We start from the raw sequence: 18,645 nt of genomic DNA on the forward strand, positions 1-18,645 counted from the left end.
TTCTGCGCAAAAGTCATCCTTGATTGTCAAGGACATAGCAAATATGGAAAAAGGTGTTTGGTATAATAGAAAAGAGAAAAAATGGCATTATTAAACCACTATAAAACAATAAGTTATATTGTTTTTGGTATTATCTATTTGGTATTAAATAGAGAAAATACCACTTTATAAAAATGAAGATTTATTTGATTTGGTCTAACCAATAGGTATTATCAACCAATTTTTGATATGCTCTTTTATCTGTACCTAAAAAATTACGGTACTCTCTATTAGCATTGCTACTTGGACCATAACGATAAGCAAAGAATTTATAAATATGTTTACGTTGTATTTTTTTTGGTGGGTTATCATCAAAAAACAGTCTTTCATTAAAATATTTAGCTTCTGTTAGTTTCACCATAAAAGCTGCAAGTAATATTTTATTACCTTTTTTCTTGATAAAGTTGTATTTATCATCGATGATGTTTTTTTCATTTAAGGTTTCCTCTAATTTAGAAAACTCTCTTTGTTTAGTTTTGTCTATTAACTCGTTATATGATAATACTTCGCTATTTTCCTCTCTAATATCGCCTTGTATAGCTTTAAATATAGAACTTTGTTTTTTAGGTTTTCTAACTGTCTTTATCTCTGCACCGCTATAAACATTTATAATTAATTCTTGTGGTGGTTCTTCGGTAAAAAATACTTCGTGTAGTTCTTCGATAGTATAAATTTCTGTATCACTTAAATCTGAAAATCGTTCTTGAAGCTCCATAAAAAGCATCATTGCATTAGCCTTTAAAAATGTAATTATATAGGCTTCATCTGATTTATCATTTTGAATAGGTTTTAAATATAAACTTTCATCAAGATCATTTTCAGAAATGTAATTGCTAATCTGGGTTAAATAATTTGTAATACGGTTATATTCTTTATCATAGAGGAAATACAAATGACCAGCTGTTGAATTTGCTTCAAGGGTATCATTAATAGCATTAAACTTTTTGATATAATCGTTTTCAATTAGTTTAAAGTAATATTTACGCTTGTTTGAATATGCTTTTTTAAAGTCGATTTCATAATTAGGCGTGGTTATAGGATATTCTTTTTTAAAGCCATTTAAAAGCTCTTTAAATTGGTTATCAGTTCTTTTATCATCAGTAACCTTTTCCACGTACAGTAAGTCAATAAATAGGTCTTTAGCCATTATAAATCCAATTTAATTTTATTAGCAGCTTCTTTCTTTTTATCATCAATAACTTTTGCATAAATCTGCGTTGTTCTCAATTCCTTATGACCTAATAACTTGGAAACAGTATAAATATCTGTTCCTAAAGTTAATTGTAAAGTTGCATAGGTATGACGCGCACAATGGAACGTGATATTTTTTGTTATTCCTGCTTTAAGCATCCATTGTTGCAACTTTAAATTTGACCAAGCACTATAATGTAAACCTTGAAAAACTTTTTCTTCGGGTTTACCTTTATCTCCTAACAGTTCTGCCGCTTGGTCTGAAATAGGTAAAGTTTCAACTCCTTTTGTTTTCTTTTGTCTGAAACGAATATAATAGCCCATTTCTTTAGAATGTTGAATTTCTGACCAAATTAGTTTTTCAATATCTGACCAACGTAAACCAGTAAGCGCAGAAAATATAAAAGCACTTTTTAAAAGTGGTAACTCACATTCTGTGTTAACTGCTATTTGTAATTCATCCAAAGTTAAAAACTCTCGTTGAGGTTCACCTTGTTTAAAATACTCAACACCATTTGCTGGGTTTATTCTTAAAATACCATCCTTTACAGCTTGTTTTAATGCAGCGTTGAATTTTCCGTAATAGGAATATTTAGAGTTTTGAGATAATTTTTTACCTGCTCTTGCCATTGCATCCTTATCTAAATACTCTTTAAAGCGTTCTACGAAATCCTTATCAATATCTTGAAAACTTACGTCTGTTGGACAAAACGTTTTTAGATGTTTTAACATACTGTTCCAATTACCATAGTTACCAGAGCTTGTATTCTTTTTCTCTGCTAATGCTGTTACATAAGTAATAAAACTCCCTTTTAATTTCTCAATATCTTGGAATCCATAAATACCGTTTTGAATTTCAATCTGTCGTTGAGCACAAATAGTTTCCGCCAATTGTTTGGTTTTCTTGTTAACCTCTCTTTCGGTTTTAGTTTTAGGGTTAGGTGTAAGGTATAAACGCAAATATTCGGTTTTACGTTTGCCTTTATGATAGTAATCTAAATACAAACTTACTTTGTCATTTTTCTTGCGTTGTCTTAATGTTACTTTCATAGGGTGCTAATTAAAAAGGTTTTCTATTTGCCATCTGGCTACAATACGTTTTCTTCCAAAAGGAACAGCTTTTAAACGTCCTTGTTGAATCATTCTTTGAATGGTCCATCTACTAACACCAATTAATTGAGAAGCCTCTGTAACGCTTAAAAAATCTTTATTGTTTACAGCATTTGTATTTTGAACCTCAACCACTTCATTCTTTTGCTTCATATCAGCATTAAGAGTTGATTGAATTTTTTCTTTACGCTTTCTGGCCTTATAGGCTTTTTTAGCGCAAGAATTACCACAGTATTTAGTTACTGTTGTACGTGCTGTAAAAGCATTTCCGCAATGCTTACAAGTTTTTGGGATGTATAAATTACTGCTCATAAATGGTGCTTTATGTAGCGTTATGGTGCAACGTGGGGCAATATGGTGCATCATTTCGCCTTTATTTTTGCCAACAGATTTGGGCAACAAATCCGTATGTTGGGCAACATATATGAAACAAATATAGTTAAAAAAGGGCAATTAGGCAACAAAAAAGAATATGTAAACCATTGAAAAACAAGTAAAAACCAATAAAAAGAAACTTAATTACTTTCCAATACAGAAATTAGCAAAAATATTTCCTAATAAATCATCGCTTGTAATTTCTCCTGTAATTTCTCCGAAATGATATAGTGCTTGCCTAATGTCTATAGCTAATAAATCGCCCGAAATACCTATTTCAAGTCCTTCTTTAACTTTATTTATCTCTTCAAAAGCCTTTAATAACGAATCGTAATGACGTGTATTGGTTACTATAGTTTCATTATTTCTAAGTGCTCCCGTATTTACAAAACCTATTAGTTTTTCTTTTAACTCCTCTACTCCTACTCCTGTTTTTGCAGATAGCAAATGTATATTTACAAATTCTGTTTTTAGAGCATTTAATTCCGAAGTATTTAAGGTATCAATTTTATTAGCTATAATAACTAACGGTTTTAAAGGAAAACGGTTTTTAATTTTCTCTATTTCAATTTTAAGGCGTTGGCTTTCGGTTTTAAATTCTTCGGCAGAAAATAGAAGAACCACTACTTGCGCTTGCTCCATTTTCTCGAAGGTTTTTTTTATCCCAATGCTTTCTACAACGTCCTCTGTATCGCGAATGCCAGCAGTATCTATAAAACGAAAACCAATTCCTTCTATAACTAACTCATCTTCAATAGTATCTCTAGTTGTTCCTGCGATGTTACTAACAATGGCTCGTTCTTCATTTAATAAGGCATTTAACAATGTACTTTTACCTACATTTGGTTCGCCCACAATTGCCACAGGTATTCCATTTTTAATAACGTTGCCAACTGCAAACGAATCTATTAATCGTTTTAATACAAAGGTAATGCGCTCTACTAAGGCTTTAAATTGCGAACGGTCTGCAAACTCTACATCTTCTTCTGCAAAATCGAGTTCTAATTCTATTAATGAGGCAAAATTCATTAACTCCTCTCTAAGTTTTGCTATTTCACTAGAAAATCCACCTCGCATTTGTTGCATTGCTATTTGATGAGAAGCTTCATTATCACTTGCTATTAAATCTGCTACAGCTTCGGCTTGACTTAAATCTAGTTTTCCATTTAAAAACGCCCGTAATGTAAATTCACCTGCATTGGCCATACGGCAACCTTTGCGTAATAACAACTGTATTATTTCTTGTTGAATGTATATTGAGCCATGACATGATATTTCTACAACATTTTCTCCTGTATACGAATTGGGGTTTTTAAATATAGAAATCAACACTTCATCTATAGTACGTTTATCGTCTATAATATGCCCTAAATGTATAGTATGTGTTTTTTGATTAGTTAATTGTTTATTTTCTTTTACAGATTTAAAACAGGTATTTGCTATAGTTATAGCGTCTGGCCCCGAAATACGAATTATGGCTACTGCTCCTGCTCCAGATGCCGTTGCCAATGCTACTATATTATCATTACTAATCATGGTGCAAAAATAGTGAATTGCATTTTATGTTAATGGTTTTTCTATATAACTATGCAGTTGTTATTTAATTATTTCCTCCTTAGAAAATCTGCTGTCTAGATATGGTACTTAATTTTAAAGATTTGTTTAACACTCAATTTTTAACAACCAGTAATTAATATAAATAATAATCTAAGAACAATAATCCATATTCAATATCTTAATATATTTGTAAAGTAAACAACTTAATATCATGATTAAAAAAATAGTATTCCTTAGTTTAATTGTATGCCTATTTTCTTGTAAAGAAGAACAAAATGGCTACGAGATTAACGCAAGTGTAGACAGTTCTGCCAACAACCAAGTCGCTCAATTATTTAGAATGGATAATTCTAACAGAATTATTGAAGATTCTACTACTGTAAAAGATGGTAAAATTGTCTTTAAAGGTAATATAGAGTCTCCAGATATTCATTTCATAACAATAAATAGTATTAATGGCTCTTTACCTATTATTTTAGAAAACACTAAAATGGATATTACTATATATAAAGATAGTTTACCTAAATCCTTAATAGAAGGAAGTAAAGAAAATGACATTACTAAAAAATATATAAAAGAAGCTAAGTTTTTAAGTGTATTAAATAAAAAACTTATGGAGCGTTCTAAAAAAGCGCAGCAAAGTGGAAGTCCTGAGGCTATGGCTGCTATTAGAACATCTTACGATAGTTTTATTAAAGTAGCTATAGATTTTGATAAAGCCTTTATAAAAGAGAATGGAGATTACACTTTTGCTGCTATTACATTAGAGCGTATAGTAAGAGGAAACTCTTCTTCTACAGAGGAAATAGAAGAATTATACAATTCTTTTTCAGAAAAAGTAAAACAATCTAATCCAGCAAAAAAGGTAGAAACGTATATTAAAGACAATAAAAATAAAAAGAAATCTGTTCCTGCCATTATAGGAAATATTGCACCTGATTTTTCTGGTTTAACACCAGAGGGAAAAACACTTTCTTTAAACGATGTAAAATCTAAAGTCACTATAATAGATTTTTGGGCCTCTTGGTGTAAACCTTGTAGAAGAGAAAACCCAAATGTAGTAAAGCTTTACGAAAAATACCATGATAAAGGATTAGAAATTATAGGAGTATCTCTAGACAATAACGGACAAAAAAACCGTTGGGTAAAAGCAATAGAGCAAGATGGCTTAACTTGGCCGCAAATATCAAATTTAAAAGGATGGAAAGAACCTGTTGCCGTGCAATATGGAGTACGTTCTATTCCAGCTACTTTTATACTTGACAAAACAGGAAAAATAGTAGCAACTAGATTAAGAGGTAAAGCTCTAGAAGATAAAGTAGAGGAATTATTAAGTTTATAATACGACTTAGGTTATAGAACAAAAAAATGAGGTTTAAAAGGCCTCCTTTTTTTTATTTTATAGTTTCCCCATGCGTTTCATAACAAATAATATTACAATAGGTATCGTTAACAAAATGGTCATAACTAAATGATTAAGTAATATACCACTAGCTAAAATAAAGGTAATAATATAACCACCTATTGCACCGCCAAAATGGGCATCGTGTCCTATATTATCATTTTTATGTTTCATAGCATAAATGGTGTATAGTAAATAACCAACTCCTAATAAATAGGCCTTTATACCTAAATCTAAACTACCTATGTGTTGTGGTAAAAAAATAAAATATCGTTTTAGTTCTGGCCCCAATAAAATAGCAGAATACAACACTCCAGTAACAGCCCCACTAGCACCAAGAGCACTATACATGTAATTATCTTTATTAAAATATAAGGATAGTAAACTTCCAGCAAATAGACTTCCAAAATAAACTGCTATAAAACCTGCAGAGCCAATAGTATTTACAACTTGATCTGCAAAAAAGTATAATCCAATCATATTCATGATTAAATGGTTAGGGTCTGCATGTAAAAAACCAGAAGTAAACAATCTGTATTTTTCGCCTCTATTAATGGCGCCTACATTAAATTTATATTGTTCTCTAAAATAAAAATCATTAAATCCTTTTATAGAAATAAAAACATTTGCAGCTATAATAACAATTGTTATTAAATTTAAGTTCCCCATAAAGTGTTACTCTTTTTAGAAGTATTTTTTAAATTATAAATATATAAAATTACAAAACACATCATCTTAGTTATCACAAGACTCTTTATTGTTTTATACCGCCAAAATATAGCATATATTTGTCATTGCAAATTTAAAACGTATAAATGCAACTTTTAGCTTACATTATTCTTTATCCATTTTTATGGTTAATATCCATACTTCCATTTCGTTTACTATATGTGTTTTCAGATGGTTTATTTGTACTTATTTACTATATTATTGGGTACAGAAAAAAAGTAGTGATCGCTAATTTAAAATTAGTTTTTCCTGAAAAATCTTCGGAAGAAATAAACCGTATTACAAAAAAATTCTATCATCATCTTTGTGATATGGTTGTAGAGTCTATAAAATCTATGACTATTACTGAAGCACAAATGAAAAAGCGTTTTACCTTTACTAACATGGAATTAATAACCGATTTAGAAACCAAAAAACGAAGTGTTGTTTTAATGTGTGCTCATTATGCTAGTTGGGAATGGATTTTTATTATGCAAAGTTACATGAGTCATAAAGGATTTGGTGTTTATAAACGATTACATAACAAGTATTTTGATGCATTAGTAAAACGCATTAGAGCACGTTACAATACTTTTTTAATTACAACAAAAGAAACGGTGCCTACGTTAACAGAATCTAAAAATAAAGGCGAATTATCTATAAGTGGTTTTGCTTCAGACCAATCTCCAAAACCTCAAAAAGCACATCACTGGAACAATTTTATGGGTATAAAAGTACCTATACATACTGGTGCAGAAATGCTAGCCAAAAGACTAGATATGTCTGTGGTGTTTTTTGGTGTTAAAAAAATAAAACGAGGCTTTTACGAAGCCAGTTTTACAACCATAGCAGAAGATCCTTTAGTTTGTGAAAATTATGACATAACTGATGCTTTTATTAAATTAGTAGAAAAACAAATTAACGACGCTCCAGAGTACTATTTATGGACTCACAAACGCTGGAAACATCGTGATAAAGTTCCAAAGGAATTTCAATAAAAACCGTACAAAACAAAAATGCCGAGATTATTTAATCTTGGCATTTTTGTTTTAATATTATATTAAGAAAGACTTATAATTCAAACCAATCATTAACACGTGTATCTTGTTTAGGCATAAATGTTTTATGAATAAACTCGTTATTGGCCTTATTATATTCGTAATCTTTAGCCCATTCTTTGTGGTTTTTTGCTAAAGCCACAATACCATCGCATACATAATCTATTTCATCGCAGGTAGTCGTTGGGTGTATAGACATGCGTATCCAACCTGGTTTGCGTATTAAATCTCCCAATGTAATTTCATGAACTAATTTATTAGACTGTTCTTGATCTACATGTAATAAGTAATGGCCATAAGTTCCAGCGCAACTGCAACCACCACGCGTTTGTATTCCAAAACGATCGTTTAATAGTTTCACTCCTAAATTAAAGTGCAAATCTTCTATGTAAAAAGAAATAACACCAAGGCGATCTGTATGTTTGGGCGCCAATATTTTTATGTTGTCTATGCCTTTAAAGTTTTTAAAAACTTGATGTAATAACTCATGCTCTCTGTCTAGCATATTTTTAACTCCCATTTGGTCTTTTAACTTAATAGCTAAAGCCGTTTTTATAGTCTGTAAAAAACCTGGAGTTCCACCATCCTCTCTATCTTCTATATTATCTATATATTTATGCTCACCCCAAGGATTGGTCCAACTTACGGTTCCGCCACCTGGACAATCTGGAATCATATTTTTATATAGTTTTTTATTAAAAACTAAAACACCAGATGTTCCTGGTCCACCTAGGAATTTATGAGGGGAAAAGAAAATAGCATCTAATGCTTCATCTTCATTTTCTGGGTGCATATTAATATCTACATAAGGTGCAGAACAAGCAAAATCTACAAAACAAACACCTCCGTGTTTATGCATTAATTTTGCTATTTGGTGATATGGTGTCTGTATTCCTGTTACATTAGATCCCCCAATAACCGAAGCTATTTTTAAAGTACAATGTTTATGTTTTTCTAAAAGAACTTCTAAATTTTCTAAACTAAAAAGACCATCTTCACCAGCTGGAATAACCTCAACTTTAGCTATTGTTTCTAACCAAGAGGTATGATTAGAATGATGCTCCATATGTGTCACAAAAACAACAGGACGTATTTCGTCTGGAATCTTAGTATATTTAATAATATTCTCAGGGACTTTTAGGCCTAAAATACGTTGAAATTTATTGACAACACTTGTCATTCCGTTTCCTGCAACAATTAATACATCATCTGCATTACTGTTTACATGACCTTTAATAATGTTTCTTGCCTTGTGGTAAGCATTCGTCATAGCAGTTCCAGAAACAGTAGTTTCTGTATGGGTATTTGCTACAAAAGGGCCAAATTGGTTTAAAATTTTATCTTCTATAGGTCTATATAATCGACCTGAAGCAGTCCAATCTGTATAGATTATTTTTTGTCTACCATATGGGGATTCAAACTCTTGATCTATTCCTACAATATTATTTCTGAATTGAGAAAAATAGTGTTCTAACTCAGAGTAACGTGTACTTTCTTTTTTTGTAGTTATCATAATACCTTATTTGCTATTGCTAAAATACTAAATATTAGCGATTTCTTTAATTTCTGAAATGATTTTATCTGCTAAAGAATCTGCCACATCTTGAGACTTAGCCTCTGTATAAATTCTAATAATTGGTTCTGTATTACTTTTACGTAAGTGTACCCAGTTTTCGGCAAAATCAATTTTTACACCATCTATCGTTGTTAAGTTTTCGTTTGCGTATTTAGCTTCCATAGCTTTTAAAATAGCATCAACATCTATTTCTGGCGTTAGTGCAATTTTCTTTTTACTCATAAAGTAGCTAGTGTATGTTTTACGTAACGCGCTAACACTTATTTTCTTTTCTGCTAATAAGCTTAAAAACAAAGCCACACCAACTAATGCATCGCGCCCATAATGAGATGCAGGGTATATAATACCTCCATTACCTTCTCCTCCAATAACAGCATTGTTTTTTTTCATTAACGCCACTACATTAACTTCTCCCACCGCACTAGCTTCGTAAGTCCCGCCATGTTTTTCAGTAACATCTCTTAATGCTCTGGTAGAACTCATATTACTTACAGTATTCCCAGGATTTTTACTTAAAACATGATCTGCACAAGCTACCAATGTATATTCTTCTCCAAACATGTCTCCATTTTCATCCATAAACGCTAAACGGTCTACATCTGGATCTACTACGATACCAAAATCTGCATGCGTTTTTTTAACTTCATCAGATAAATCTGTTAAGTGCTCTTTTAAAGGCTCTGGATTATGCGGAAAATGCCCATTAGGTTCGCAATACAACTTTACTGCTTCAACTCCTAGGCGCTCTAGTAATAAAGGAATTGCTATACCTCCTGTAGAATTTACACCATCTACTACAACTTTAAAGTTAGCAGCCTCAATAGCGTCTTTATTTACATATTCTAAAGCTAATACTTCATCTATATGCAAATCTATATATGCCTCATTTTTAGTTATTTTTCCTAAATCGTCTACATCTGCAAATTCCATAGCATCAGATTCTGCTATATTTAAAATTTTAGCGCCTTCTACGGCATCTAAAAATTCACCTTTTGCATTTAATAATTTTAAAGCATTCCACTGCTTTGGGTTATGGCTCGCTGTTAGAATAATACCACCATCTGCATGTTCCATTGGCACTGCAACCTCTACTGTTGGTGTCGTAGATAAGCCTAAATCTATAACGTGTATTCCTAAACCTACTAAAGTATGCATTACTAGACTCTGAATCATTTCTCCAGAAATTCTAGCATCGCGCCCTACAACCACTCTATAACTCTCTTTACTTCGTTGCGATTTTAACCATGTTCCATAAGCCGAAGCAAACTTAACAGCGTCTATAGGTGTTAGGTTATCTCCTACAGCTCCACCAATAGTTCCACGAATTCCTGAAATAGATTTTATAAGTGTCATAAATAAATTTTAAAATTGAGGTACAAATATAACATTTCAGAATCGGAATTCTTAAATCGGAATTCGTAAATTCACCGAATGAATTTTCTTGCACACATTTATTTATCTGGAGAGAACAAAGATGTAACTATTGGTAATTTTATTGCCGATGGTATTCGAGGTAAAAATTACAAAAAGTACCCTAAAGCCATACAAGCTGGTATTTTATTACATAGGCAAATAGATACTTTTACAGATGCTCATAAAACTGTAAGACAAAGCACAAAACGATTACACGAAAAATACGGTCACTATTCTGGAGTTATTGTAGATATCTTGTACGACCATTTTCTTGCTAAAAATTGGGAGAATTATTCTAATACGCCATTGGCTGATTATGTTGATGATTTCTACGATACATTAGAAGACAGCTTTAATACACTACCACAACGCATTCAAAAAATGATGCCATACATGATTGCAGATAATTGGTTATTAAGCTATGCCTCTATTGAAGGAATCGCAAAAGTTTTAGAAGGTATGAATCGTCGTACCAAAAATAGATCTCAAATGAATTTGGCAGTTAATGAATTGCAAGAGTTTTATAATGAATTTGAAAACGAATTCACTCAGTTTTTTGAGGAACTCATTCAATTTTCTGGAGAAAAATTAACCGAAATACAAAATAGCCTAAACAATTAAAAAATGAGACACCTTTTTATAGCATACAACACCTTAAAAACAAAATCATTAGTACTATTTTGTTTTATTTTAATAGCTTTTAACTCCTGTAAAAATGAGACTCAAAAAAGAGGACTTATTACTGAAAAAGCTATGGTTGTTTCGGCACGTGTTGAAGCATCTAACATAGGTAAACTCATGCTAGAACAAGGCGGTAATGCTTTTGATGCTATGGCTGCTACACAATTAGCACTAGCCGTAGCCTACCCATACGCTGGAAACATTGGCGGTGGTGGTTTTATGGTTTACAGATTAAACAACGGTGCTATAGGCAGTCTTGATTTTAGAGAAAAAGCCCCTGCATTGGCGACTAAAAACATGTATTTAGATTCGCTTGGCAATGTCATCCCCAATTTAAGTACTCGAGGCGCTATGGCTGTTGGTGTACCAGGTTCTATTGCTGGTGTTTTTGAAACCCATAAAAAATTTGGCTCTCTACCTATAGAAACGATTATGAAACCTGTTATAGCGCTTGCCAATAAAGGCGTTATTGTTACAAAAAAGCAAGAGAAACGTATAGAAGAAAAGTTAGAAGATTTTGCACTTGCAAATAACGATACTATACTTTTTGCAAAAGCATGGAAAGCTAACGATACTATTAAGTATCCTAATCTAGCCAAAACCTTAACTAGGATTATGCAGCATGGTCCAGACGAATTCTATAAAGGAAAAACGGCTACAATATTGGCTCAATTTATTCAAGATAATGGAGGTATTATTACTGTTGAAGATTTAGCAAATTATAGGGCTAAATGGCGAACACCTATTACTTTTAAATACGATGATTTAAATATTATTTCTATGGGGCCACCTTCTAGTGGCGGTATTGCTTTAGCTCAAATTTTAAAATCTGTAGAATCTTATAACTTAGAGGAGTTTGGCCATAACTCTGTAAAAGCAATTCACATATTAGCAGAAGCAGAACGAAGAGCTTATGCCGATAGAAGTTATTATTTAGGAGATCCAGATTTTGTAACCGTTCCTCAAGATGAACTTATTAGTAATGCTTATTTATCTAATAGAATGGCTAATGTTTCGTTTGATGCTATTACGCCATCTAGTAGCATTTCGCATGGTACTGTAGACATTATAGAAAGTGATGAAACAACCCACTACTCTATTGTAGACCAGTTTGGAAATGCTGTTTCGGTAACCACAACGCTTAATTCTGGTTTTGGGTCTAAGCTATTTTGTGAAGCGTTAGGTTTTTTCTTAAATAATGAAATGGACGACTTTAGTAGCAAACCTGGAGTACCAAATGTTTATGGACTAATTGGAGCCGAAGCTAATGCTATTTTACCCCAAAAACGAATGCTAAGTTCTATGACTCCAACTATTGTTGAAAAAGAGGGAAAACTATATATGGTTGTTGGTACACCTGGAGGTTCTACCATAATAACCTCTGTAATGCAAACTATTTTAAATGTCCATGAGTTTAACATGTCTATGCAAAATGCTGTAAACGCACCTCGTTTTCATCACCAATGGTTACCCGATGAAATTAGAATGGAACCTAATCGCTTTTCTAAAGATATTATAACTGCATTAGAACAAAAAGGACATCATATTAATGAAGAGCGCTCTCCTGTAATTGGTATTGTAGATGCCATTTTAGTCTTGCCAGGTGGAAAACTAGAGGGTGGCGCAGATAATCGTGGAGATGATGCCGCTTCTGGGTTTTAAATTATGGTTTTTAAGCTTTTAAATAAGTAATTTTATTAACATATCTTGGTTTATAATAAACCGTAACTTCTTTACCATTTCTTAGAGCCATTCTTTCTGTAATAAAATCAGTAAAGTACGCTACTCTACCCTCTTTTGTCGTTACAGAAAAAGTATTAGGTGTATCACCAGATTCTGCCATAGCTTCTTTAAGTATACCTGTAACTTTTTTCCATGAAGCATCAATTTCTGGTGTAGATTCAAAATGTATAGAACGCTCATTAAAATGCACATCCATAACCATATTATCTGCTTCACTTTTATAGTATAATGTAACATCCTTATCTTTTAATGCATTCAATGCTTCAATATCTTGATGAATTGCTTCTATATTTAGATTATAAGATCCTTTTACATTTCGCTCAGGAAAAGACACTGTTATAGAGTAAAAAGGATAACCGTTATCTTCTATTCCAGAAATTATACCATAATCACGAAGTTCGTCATCATTTGGCTCTCTTGTTTCTTTAGGAATTTCAATAATACCATCTTTAGCACTTTCATTTTTACACCCCATAAAACTATAGCTACATATTAGTAATATTAAGGCAAAAATCTGTGTAGTTTTTTTCATTTATTCTCTCTTTATTTTGGCTAAATATAATGAAATACTACAACTCGAATAAAAAAATGAAATGAATTAATTCTTTATCTTTGAAAATGAAATATTTGCTTTTATGAAACTAAAAAAAATACTAAAGATTACTTTAGGTTTAATCGTTTTCTTTACACTACCAACACTATTACTTTATGGTTTTCTTTACTTTAAATATAATGAAGAATTACCAACAGGTGAAGAAGGAGAACAAGCTGATACATTAGCATACCAAATGCTTAATGCTTTAGATTATCATGCTTTTAATGTAACCGATTATATAGAATGGACGTTTAAAAAGCGTCATCATTTTAAATGGAATAAAGCAAAAAACACTTGCGAAGTGTATTGGAAAAACTATAAGGTGAATCTAGATTTTACAACACCTGCTAATACTACTGTATTTAAAGACGAAGTTCAAGTAACAAGAGAAGACACAACAGAACTCAAACAAAAAGCAATCGATTTATTTAATAACGATTCCTTTTGGGTTGTAGCACCCTATAAAGTATTCGATAAAGGCGTAAAACGAAGCATCGTTACATTAGAAGATAATGAAAAAGCACTTTTAGTAACTTACACTAAAGGTGGTTCTACACCTGGAGATTCTTATTTATGGTTATTAGACAAAGATGGTAAACCTAAAAGTTTTAAAATGTGGACGTCCATGTTGCCTATAGATGGTTTAGAAGCTACTTGGAGTGATTGGACTACGACAAAAACTGGAGTACAATTACCAACCTTTCATAAATTATTGGTTTTGGGTATAGAGATAACGGATATTAAGACTGTAAAATAATTTTTTACGTTTTAATACTATGAAAAAAGTAATTTTTATAACATTGGTTTATTTTACGGTAGCCTCTTGCTTAATGCCACCGCCTCCAAAATACCATAGCTACAATTTAATAGAAGACAACACAAATAATAATACACTTTCTATAAAAAATCCTGAATTTAGTACAATTTACACAGGAAATAGGTATTTATGGTCTACATTACATTTAAAGCTTTTAACTTTAAATAATACAAAGCTAAATATTAATGCTATTGACTTTAGCTCTAAAGCCTTTGAAAGCGATTCATTGGTTGTTAAATTTGTACCTAACGGAAAAACGATAACACCAAACATCCCAATAGATGTAAAACCAAATGACACCTTAAACCTTGTGATTTTATTCATGAATAAAAACAGAAGACATGGTATAAAAAGAAAGCCGTTTTTAAACCTAAAGAAAACAGATACTACGACAATTAATCTAGAAATTAACAACCAGAAATATCGCTTACTTTATAAATAGACACTGTATTATTCTGATAATAAATGTTTAAAATTCACTTAACCTTTAAAGTAAACCTACTTACTCTTCTGCCCTACAAAATTATGATCCTTCAATTTAAACAGTACATTAAAGGTGGTTAAACTTCCATAAATACGTGTAATATATTGTTGTAAATCTATCTTTTCTTGTTCTTCTAAATTACTAGAATTCACCTTTTGTTCCATAACACGTAATCGGTCACGTACCATGGTAATTTTATGGAAAAAACTATCAATTGGTAACTCTTTCCCTTTTAAATTGGTGTCGCTAGGTTCTAAAATTAACTTTCCACCTTTCCATTTATCGGCAATCGGGACAATTTCAGAAACATCACTGTAACGTTTCAAAATATGCCTTAAACTACTTTCAATATCAAAAAAACTAATGGTATCTACATCTTTATCGGCAGCTTCAATAACTTCCACATCTGCATCTAAATCTATCATTTCTAAACCATTATCAATAAAAGTTACCCAATACTGTTTAGAGTCCACATTAGTTACTACACCTTTTCCATATTCTGGATGATTGATTCTTGATCCTATTCCTAATAATTTCATAAGCATAACCCGAGAAAGCGGGTATCTTGTTTGTGTATTAAACTTGTTTTTCAGTTTTAAATTTAAACATAAAATTAGAAAAACAGCAAAGGATCTCTTCACTTTATTTTAACAATAAATCATAACTAACTCATTTCAAAAAGAAAGACAAAACCCGTATCTTCGCAAATCTGTTTTAACAAGCTACAGAATTACTTATGTCTATTACAAATTTCGAAGAAAATATAGAAGTTCAAGGCGCAAGAGCCCACAACTTAAAAAATATCGATGTTACCATCCCTAGAGAAAAACTAGTTGTTATAACTGGACTTTCTGGAAGTGGAAAATCGTCTTTAGCTTTCGATACTATTTATGCCGAAGGACAGCGCCGTTACATAGAAACGTTCTCTGCTTATGCTAGGCAATTTCTAGGTGGTTTAGAGCGCCCAGATGTAGATAAAATTGATGGTTTATCTCCTGTAATTGCCATTGAGCAAAAAACAACCAGTAAATCACCACGATCTACCGTAGGAACCATAACAGAGATTTACGATTTTCTTCGTTTATTATTTGCTAGAGCAAGTGATGCTTACAGTTATAATACTGGTGAAAAAATGATTAGTTATAGCGATGAACAAATTAAATCGTTAATAACCGAAAGTTTTAAAGGTAAACGCATTAACATTTTAGCTCCAGTAATTAGGTCTAGAAAAGGACATTATCGTGAATTATTTGAACAAATTGCAAAACAAGGCTTTGTTAAAGTAAGAACCGATGGTGAAATAAAAGACCTTGTAAAAGGTATGAAGTTGGATCGTTACAAAACACATGATATTGAAATTGTTATAGATAGACTTAAAATTGATGACAATGCGGATAATGATAAACGTTTAACCGAAACTATAAATACGGCCATGTATCATGGAGACGATGTACTAATGGTTATAGATCAAGACTCGCAAGAAGTACGCTATTTTAGTCGTAATTTAATGTGTCCATCTTCGGGAATCTCGTATCCAAACCCTGAGCCTAATAATTTTTCATTTAACTCACCAAAAGGTGCTTGCGATAACTGTAATGGTATTGGAGACTTATACCAAGTAAATGAAAATAAAATTATTCCAGACGATTCCCTTTCTATAAAAAATGGAGCATTAGCGCCACATGGTCCTGCTAAAAAAAGCTGGATTTTTAAACAGTTAGAATTAATTGCAGACCGTTATAAATTTAAATTAACCGATGCCTATAAATCCATCCCAAAAGAAGCAAAACAGCTTATTTTATATGGCGGGAATGATAAATTTTCGGTAGAAAGTAAAACTTTAGGCATTACCCGTGATTATAAAATAGATTTTGAAGGCGTTGCCAATTTTATTGAAAACCAATATAAAAATGCAGAATCGACTTCTTTAAAACGTTGGGCAAAAGAATACATGGATAAAATTGAATGTCCCGTATGCAAAGGCTCTCGTTTAAAACAAGAATCTTTATACTTTAAAATAAATGGTAAAAATATTGCCGAATTAGCGCATAAAGACATTGTTGAACTAGCAGAGTGGTTTCAAGATTTAACCAAACATTTATCTGAAAAGCAATTTAAAATTGCCGAAGAAATTATTAAAGAAATAAAAGCACGTTTACAGTTTTTAGTAGATGTAGGACTTACCTATTTATCATTAAATAGAAGTTCAAAATCTTTATCTGGTGGCGAAGCACAGCGTATACGTTTAGCCACACAAATTGGCTCGCAGTTGGTAGGTGTATTATATATTTTAGACGAACCAAGCATAGGACTACACCAACGTGATAACGAAAAATTAATTAACTCCTTAGTAGCTTTACGAGACATAGGAAACTCTGTTATCGTTGTTGAACATGATAAAGACATGATAGAACGTGCAGATCATGTTATAGATATAGGGCCAAGAGCTGGAAAACATGGAGGCCAAATTATTAGCGAAGGTACTCCAAAAGAGTTACTTACGCATAACACCTTAACTGCAGATTATTTAAATGGTACAAAGGCTATAGAAATTCCTAAAGAACGAAGAAAAGGAAACGGAAATTTTATCGAGTTAAAAGGCTGTACAGGAAATAATTTAAAGAACGTTTCTGTAAAAATTCCATTAGGAAAAATGATTGGAGTAACAGGAATTTCTGGTAGCGGAAAATCGACACTAATAAACGAAACCCTCTACCCTATTTTAAACGCCTATTATTACAACGGTGTAAAAAAACCAATGCCTTATAAAAGTATAAAAGGGTTAGAACATTGCGATAAAGTTATAGATATTAACCAATCTCCAATTGGTAGAACGCCTAGAAGTAACCCAGCGACTTACACAGGTACCTTTGGAGAAATACGTAGTCTGTTTGCAAAAATCCCTGAAGCCATGATTAGAGGTTACAAACCAGGGCGTTTTAGTTTTAATGTAGCTGGTGGACGTTGCGAAACCTGTAAAGGAGGAGGCTTAAAAGTTATAGAAATGAATTTCCTGCCAGATGTTTACGTAGAATGCGAAACCTGCCAAGGTAAACGTTTTAATCGCGAAACATTAGAGATTCGTTATAAAGGAAAAAGTATTAGCGATGTGCTCAACATGACTATAAATGACGCGGTAGACTTCTTTGAGAACATTCCTAAAATTCATAAAAAACTAAAAACCATAAAAGACGTTGGTTTAGGATATATTACTCTAGGACAGCAAAGCACAACACTTTCTGGTGGTGAGGCACAACGTATAAAACTTGCAACAGAACTTAGTAAAAGAGATACGGGTAATACCTTCTATATTTTAGATGAGCCTACAACCGGCTTACATTTTGAAGACATTCGTGTACTAATGCTCGTCTTAAATAAATTAGCAGATAAGGGCAATACGGTATTAATTATTGAGCATAATTTAGACGTTATAAAAACAGTAGATCACATTATAGATATAGGTTACGAAGGCGGAAAAGGTGGTGGAAAAGTAGTTGTAGAAGGCACACCTGAGGTTGTTGCTAAACACAAAAAAAGCCATACCGCACGTTTTCTAAAAAAAGAACTAGCCTAAAGCAAATAATATATCCTCTACAAAAGCTAGCTATTGTAGAGGATATATTTGGACTAATTCTAGAGTTTTAAGCTTTTCTTATTTAAGTTATATTTTATACTTCGCACAAATATCCCGCATAAACCTCTAGCAATCAACAGGAAAAAACCTATAAACATATTAGGTAAATTCCTTTTTTATTCAAGCCCTTCACAATTTACATTTTTACACCTATCTTAGAGCTTAAATACATACAAAAAACAATTATAACTAAAATTGTTTTTGTTGTTTAATAACATAATTTAAAGTACTATCTTTCGAGGCTTTTAAAATTTGAAAAGAA

Annotated in this window: 16 protein-coding genes; 7 read left to right on the forward strand and 9 right to left on the reverse strand. The window is 32.0% G+C overall.

The genetic code is table 11. The features are described 5' to 3' along the window. Window positions 1-181: 181 nt before the first annotated feature. The 4 genes from ACVC08_RS19030 to mnmE all read right to left on the reverse strand — a co-directional run bounded on the left by ACVC08_RS19030 (window position 182) and on the right by mnmE (window position 4,251). Window positions 182-1,186: a DUF6617 family protein gene (locus tag ACVC08_RS19030; protein ID WP_452603257.1), complete on the reverse strand. Its 1,005-nt coding sequence runs from the start codon at window positions 1,184-1,186 to the stop codon at window positions 182-184. Continuing rightward, a complete protein-coding gene (locus ACVC08_RS19035) occupies window positions 1,186-2,280 on the reverse strand; it encodes a phage integrase SAM-like domain-containing protein (RefSeq protein WP_452603258.1) in 1,095 nt (364 codons plus the stop codon). The genes ACVC08_RS19030 and ACVC08_RS19035 overlap by 1 nt, the downstream gene beginning before the upstream one ends. Window positions 2,281-2,286: 6 nt before the next feature. After that, a complete protein-coding gene (locus ACVC08_RS19040; protein WP_232225197.1) occupies window positions 2,287-2,706 on the reverse strand; it encodes a helix-turn-helix domain-containing protein in 420 nt (139 codons plus the stop codon). Window positions 2,707-2,859: 153 nt separating this feature from the next. Next, window positions 2,860-4,251, reverse strand: coding sequence for a tRNA uridine-5-carboxymethylaminomethyl(34) synthesis GTPase MnmE (gene mnmE, locus ACVC08_RS19045; RefSeq protein WP_452598332.1), 1,392 nt, complete (start codon window positions 4,249-4,251; stop codon window positions 2,860-2,862). Window positions 4,252-4,483: 232 nt separating this feature from the next. Here mnmE and ACVC08_RS19050 point away from each other — a divergent pair, with 232 nt between their 5' ends. After that, window positions 4,484-5,614, forward strand: coding sequence for a redoxin domain-containing protein (locus ACVC08_RS19050; RefSeq protein ID WP_452598331.1), 1,131 nt, complete (start codon window positions 4,484-4,486; stop codon window positions 5,612-5,614). A gap of 57 nt (window positions 5,615-5,671) precedes the next feature. Here ACVC08_RS19050 and ACVC08_RS19055 read toward each other — a convergent pair whose 3' ends face one another. Next, window positions 5,672-6,343, reverse strand: a complete 672-nt coding sequence (locus ACVC08_RS19055) for a rhomboid family intramembrane serine protease (protein ID WP_452603259.1) — start codon at window positions 6,341-6,343, stop codon at window positions 5,672-5,674. Between the two features lie 146 nt (window positions 6,344-6,489). Here ACVC08_RS19055 and ACVC08_RS19060 point away from each other — a divergent pair, with 146 nt between their 5' ends. Further along, on the forward strand, window positions 6,490-7,380 hold the full coding sequence (locus ACVC08_RS19060; RefSeq protein ID WP_452603260.1) for a lysophospholipid acyltransferase family protein: 891 nt from the start codon (window positions 6,490-6,492) through the stop codon (window positions 7,378-7,380). Window positions 7,381-7,453: 73 nt separating this feature from the next. Here ACVC08_RS19060 and ACVC08_RS19065 read toward each other — a convergent pair whose 3' ends face one another. Next, window positions 7,454-8,953 (reverse strand): aminotransferase class V-fold PLP-dependent enzyme, encoded by a 1,500-nt coding sequence (locus ACVC08_RS19065; protein ID WP_452596694.1) that lies wholly within the window; start codon window positions 8,951-8,953, stop codon window positions 7,454-7,456. Window positions 8,954-8,980: 27 nt separating this feature from the next. Continuing rightward, window positions 8,981-10,369, reverse strand: coding sequence for a phosphoglucosamine mutase (glmM, locus tag ACVC08_RS19070; protein WP_452603261.1), 1,389 nt, complete (start codon window positions 10,367-10,369; stop codon window positions 8,981-8,983). A 78-nt stretch (window positions 10,370-10,447) separates the two neighbouring features. Between glmM and ACVC08_RS19075 the strand changes: the two genes are divergently transcribed. Together ACVC08_RS19075 and ggt are read left to right on the forward strand one after the other, a co-directional pair. Next, complete coding sequence (locus tag ACVC08_RS19075) at window positions 10,448-11,050, forward strand: acyl carrier protein phosphodiesterase (RefSeq protein ID WP_452598480.1); 603 nt, start codon at window positions 10,448-10,450, stop codon at window positions 11,048-11,050. 3 nt (window positions 11,051-11,053) lie between these two features. Further along, window positions 11,054-12,772 carry a gamma-glutamyltransferase gene (ggt, locus tag ACVC08_RS19080; RefSeq protein WP_452603262.1) on the forward strand — a complete coding sequence of 573 codons (1,719 nt, stop codon included), beginning with the start codon at window positions 11,054-11,056 and terminating at the stop codon, window positions 12,770-12,772. Between the two features lie 10 nt (window positions 12,773-12,782). Here the strand turns inward: ggt and ACVC08_RS19085 are convergent, their stop codons facing one another. Beyond that, on the reverse strand, window positions 12,783-13,385 hold the full coding sequence (locus ACVC08_RS19085) for a hypothetical protein (protein ID WP_452603263.1): 603 nt from the start codon (window positions 13,383-13,385) through the stop codon (window positions 12,783-12,785). Between the two features lie 103 nt (window positions 13,386-13,488). On the opposite strand from ACVC08_RS19085, the gene ACVC08_RS19090 reads away from it, so the two are divergent. Continuing rightward, complete coding sequence (locus tag ACVC08_RS19090; protein WP_452603264.1) at window positions 13,489-14,205, forward strand: hypothetical protein; 717 nt, start codon at window positions 13,489-13,491, stop codon at window positions 14,203-14,205. Between the two features lie 19 nt (window positions 14,206-14,224). Then, window positions 14,225-14,707 (forward strand): hypothetical protein, encoded by a 483-nt coding sequence (locus ACVC08_RS19095; RefSeq protein ID WP_452603265.1) that lies wholly within the window; start codon window positions 14,225-14,227, stop codon window positions 14,705-14,707. 56 nt (window positions 14,708-14,763) lie between these two features. On the opposite strand, the gene ACVC08_RS19100 is transcribed toward ACVC08_RS19095, so the two are convergent. Then, window positions 14,764-15,288: a hypothetical protein gene (locus ACVC08_RS19100; RefSeq protein ID WP_452603266.1), complete on the reverse strand. Its 525-nt coding sequence runs from the start codon at window positions 15,286-15,288 to the stop codon at window positions 14,764-14,766. 197 nt (window positions 15,289-15,485) lie between these two features. Between ACVC08_RS19100 and uvrA the strand changes: the two genes are divergently transcribed. After that, window positions 15,486-18,323 (forward strand): excinuclease ABC subunit UvrA, encoded by a 2,838-nt coding sequence (uvrA, locus tag ACVC08_RS19105; protein ID WP_452603267.1) that lies wholly within the window; start codon window positions 15,486-15,488, stop codon window positions 18,321-18,323. Window positions 18,324-18,645: the final 322 nt, after the last annotated feature.

The sequence above is a fragment of the Pontimicrobium sp. MEBiC06410 genome, from assembly GCF_053601615.1.

Excerpts from the sequence above, each read along its gene's own strand:
- ACVC08_RS19030 (WP_452603257.1), bottom strand. The coding sequence starts at position 1,186 with ATGGCTAAAGACCTATTTATTGACTTACTGTACGTGGAAAAGGTTACT.
- ACVC08_RS19035 (WP_452603258.1), bottom strand. The coding sequence starts at position 2,280 with ATGAAAGTAACATTAAGACAACGCAAGAAAAATGACAAAGTAAGTTTG.
- ACVC08_RS19040 (WP_232225197.1), bottom strand. The coding sequence starts at position 2,706 with ATGATGCACCATATTGCCCCACGTTGCACCATAACGCTACATAAAGCA.
- mnmE (WP_452598332.1), bottom strand. The coding sequence starts at position 4,251 with ATGATTAGTAATGATAATATAGTAGCATTGGCAACGGCATCTGGAGCA.
- ACVC08_RS19050 (WP_452598331.1), top strand. The coding sequence starts at position 4,484 with ATGATTAAAAAAATAGTATTCCTTAGTTTAATTGTATGCCTATTTTCT.
- ACVC08_RS19055 (WP_452603259.1), bottom strand. The coding sequence starts at position 6,343 with ATGGGGAACTTAAATTTAATAACAATTGTTATTATAGCTGCAAATGTT.
- ACVC08_RS19060 (WP_452603260.1), top strand. The coding sequence starts at position 6,490 with ATGCAACTTTTAGCTTACATTATTCTTTATCCATTTTTATGGTTAATA.
- ACVC08_RS19065 (WP_452596694.1), bottom strand. The coding sequence starts at position 8,953 with ATGATAACTACAAAAAAAGAAAGTACACGTTACTCTGAGTTAGAACAC.
- glmM (WP_452603261.1), bottom strand. The coding sequence starts at position 10,369 with ATGACACTTATAAAATCTATTTCAGGAATTCGTGGAACTATTGGTGGA.
- ACVC08_RS19075 (WP_452598480.1), top strand. The coding sequence starts at position 10,448 with ATGAATTTTCTTGCACACATTTATTTATCTGGAGAGAACAAAGATGTA.
- ggt (WP_452603262.1), top strand. The coding sequence starts at position 11,054 with ATGAGACACCTTTTTATAGCATACAACACCTTAAAAACAAAATCATTA.
- ACVC08_RS19085 (WP_452603263.1), bottom strand. The coding sequence starts at position 13,385 with ATGAAAAAAACTACACAGATTTTTGCCTTAATATTACTAATATGTAGC.
- ACVC08_RS19090 (WP_452603264.1), top strand. The coding sequence starts at position 13,489 with ATGAAACTAAAAAAAATACTAAAGATTACTTTAGGTTTAATCGTTTTC.
- ACVC08_RS19095 (WP_452603265.1), top strand. The coding sequence starts at position 14,225 with ATGAAAAAAGTAATTTTTATAACATTGGTTTATTTTACGGTAGCCTCT.
- ACVC08_RS19100 (WP_452603266.1), bottom strand. The coding sequence starts at position 15,288 with ATGAAATTATTAGGAATAGGATCAAGAATCAATCATCCAGAATATGGA.
- uvrA (WP_452603267.1), top strand. The coding sequence starts at position 15,486 with ATGTCTATTACAAATTTCGAAGAAAATATAGAAGTTCAAGGCGCAAGA.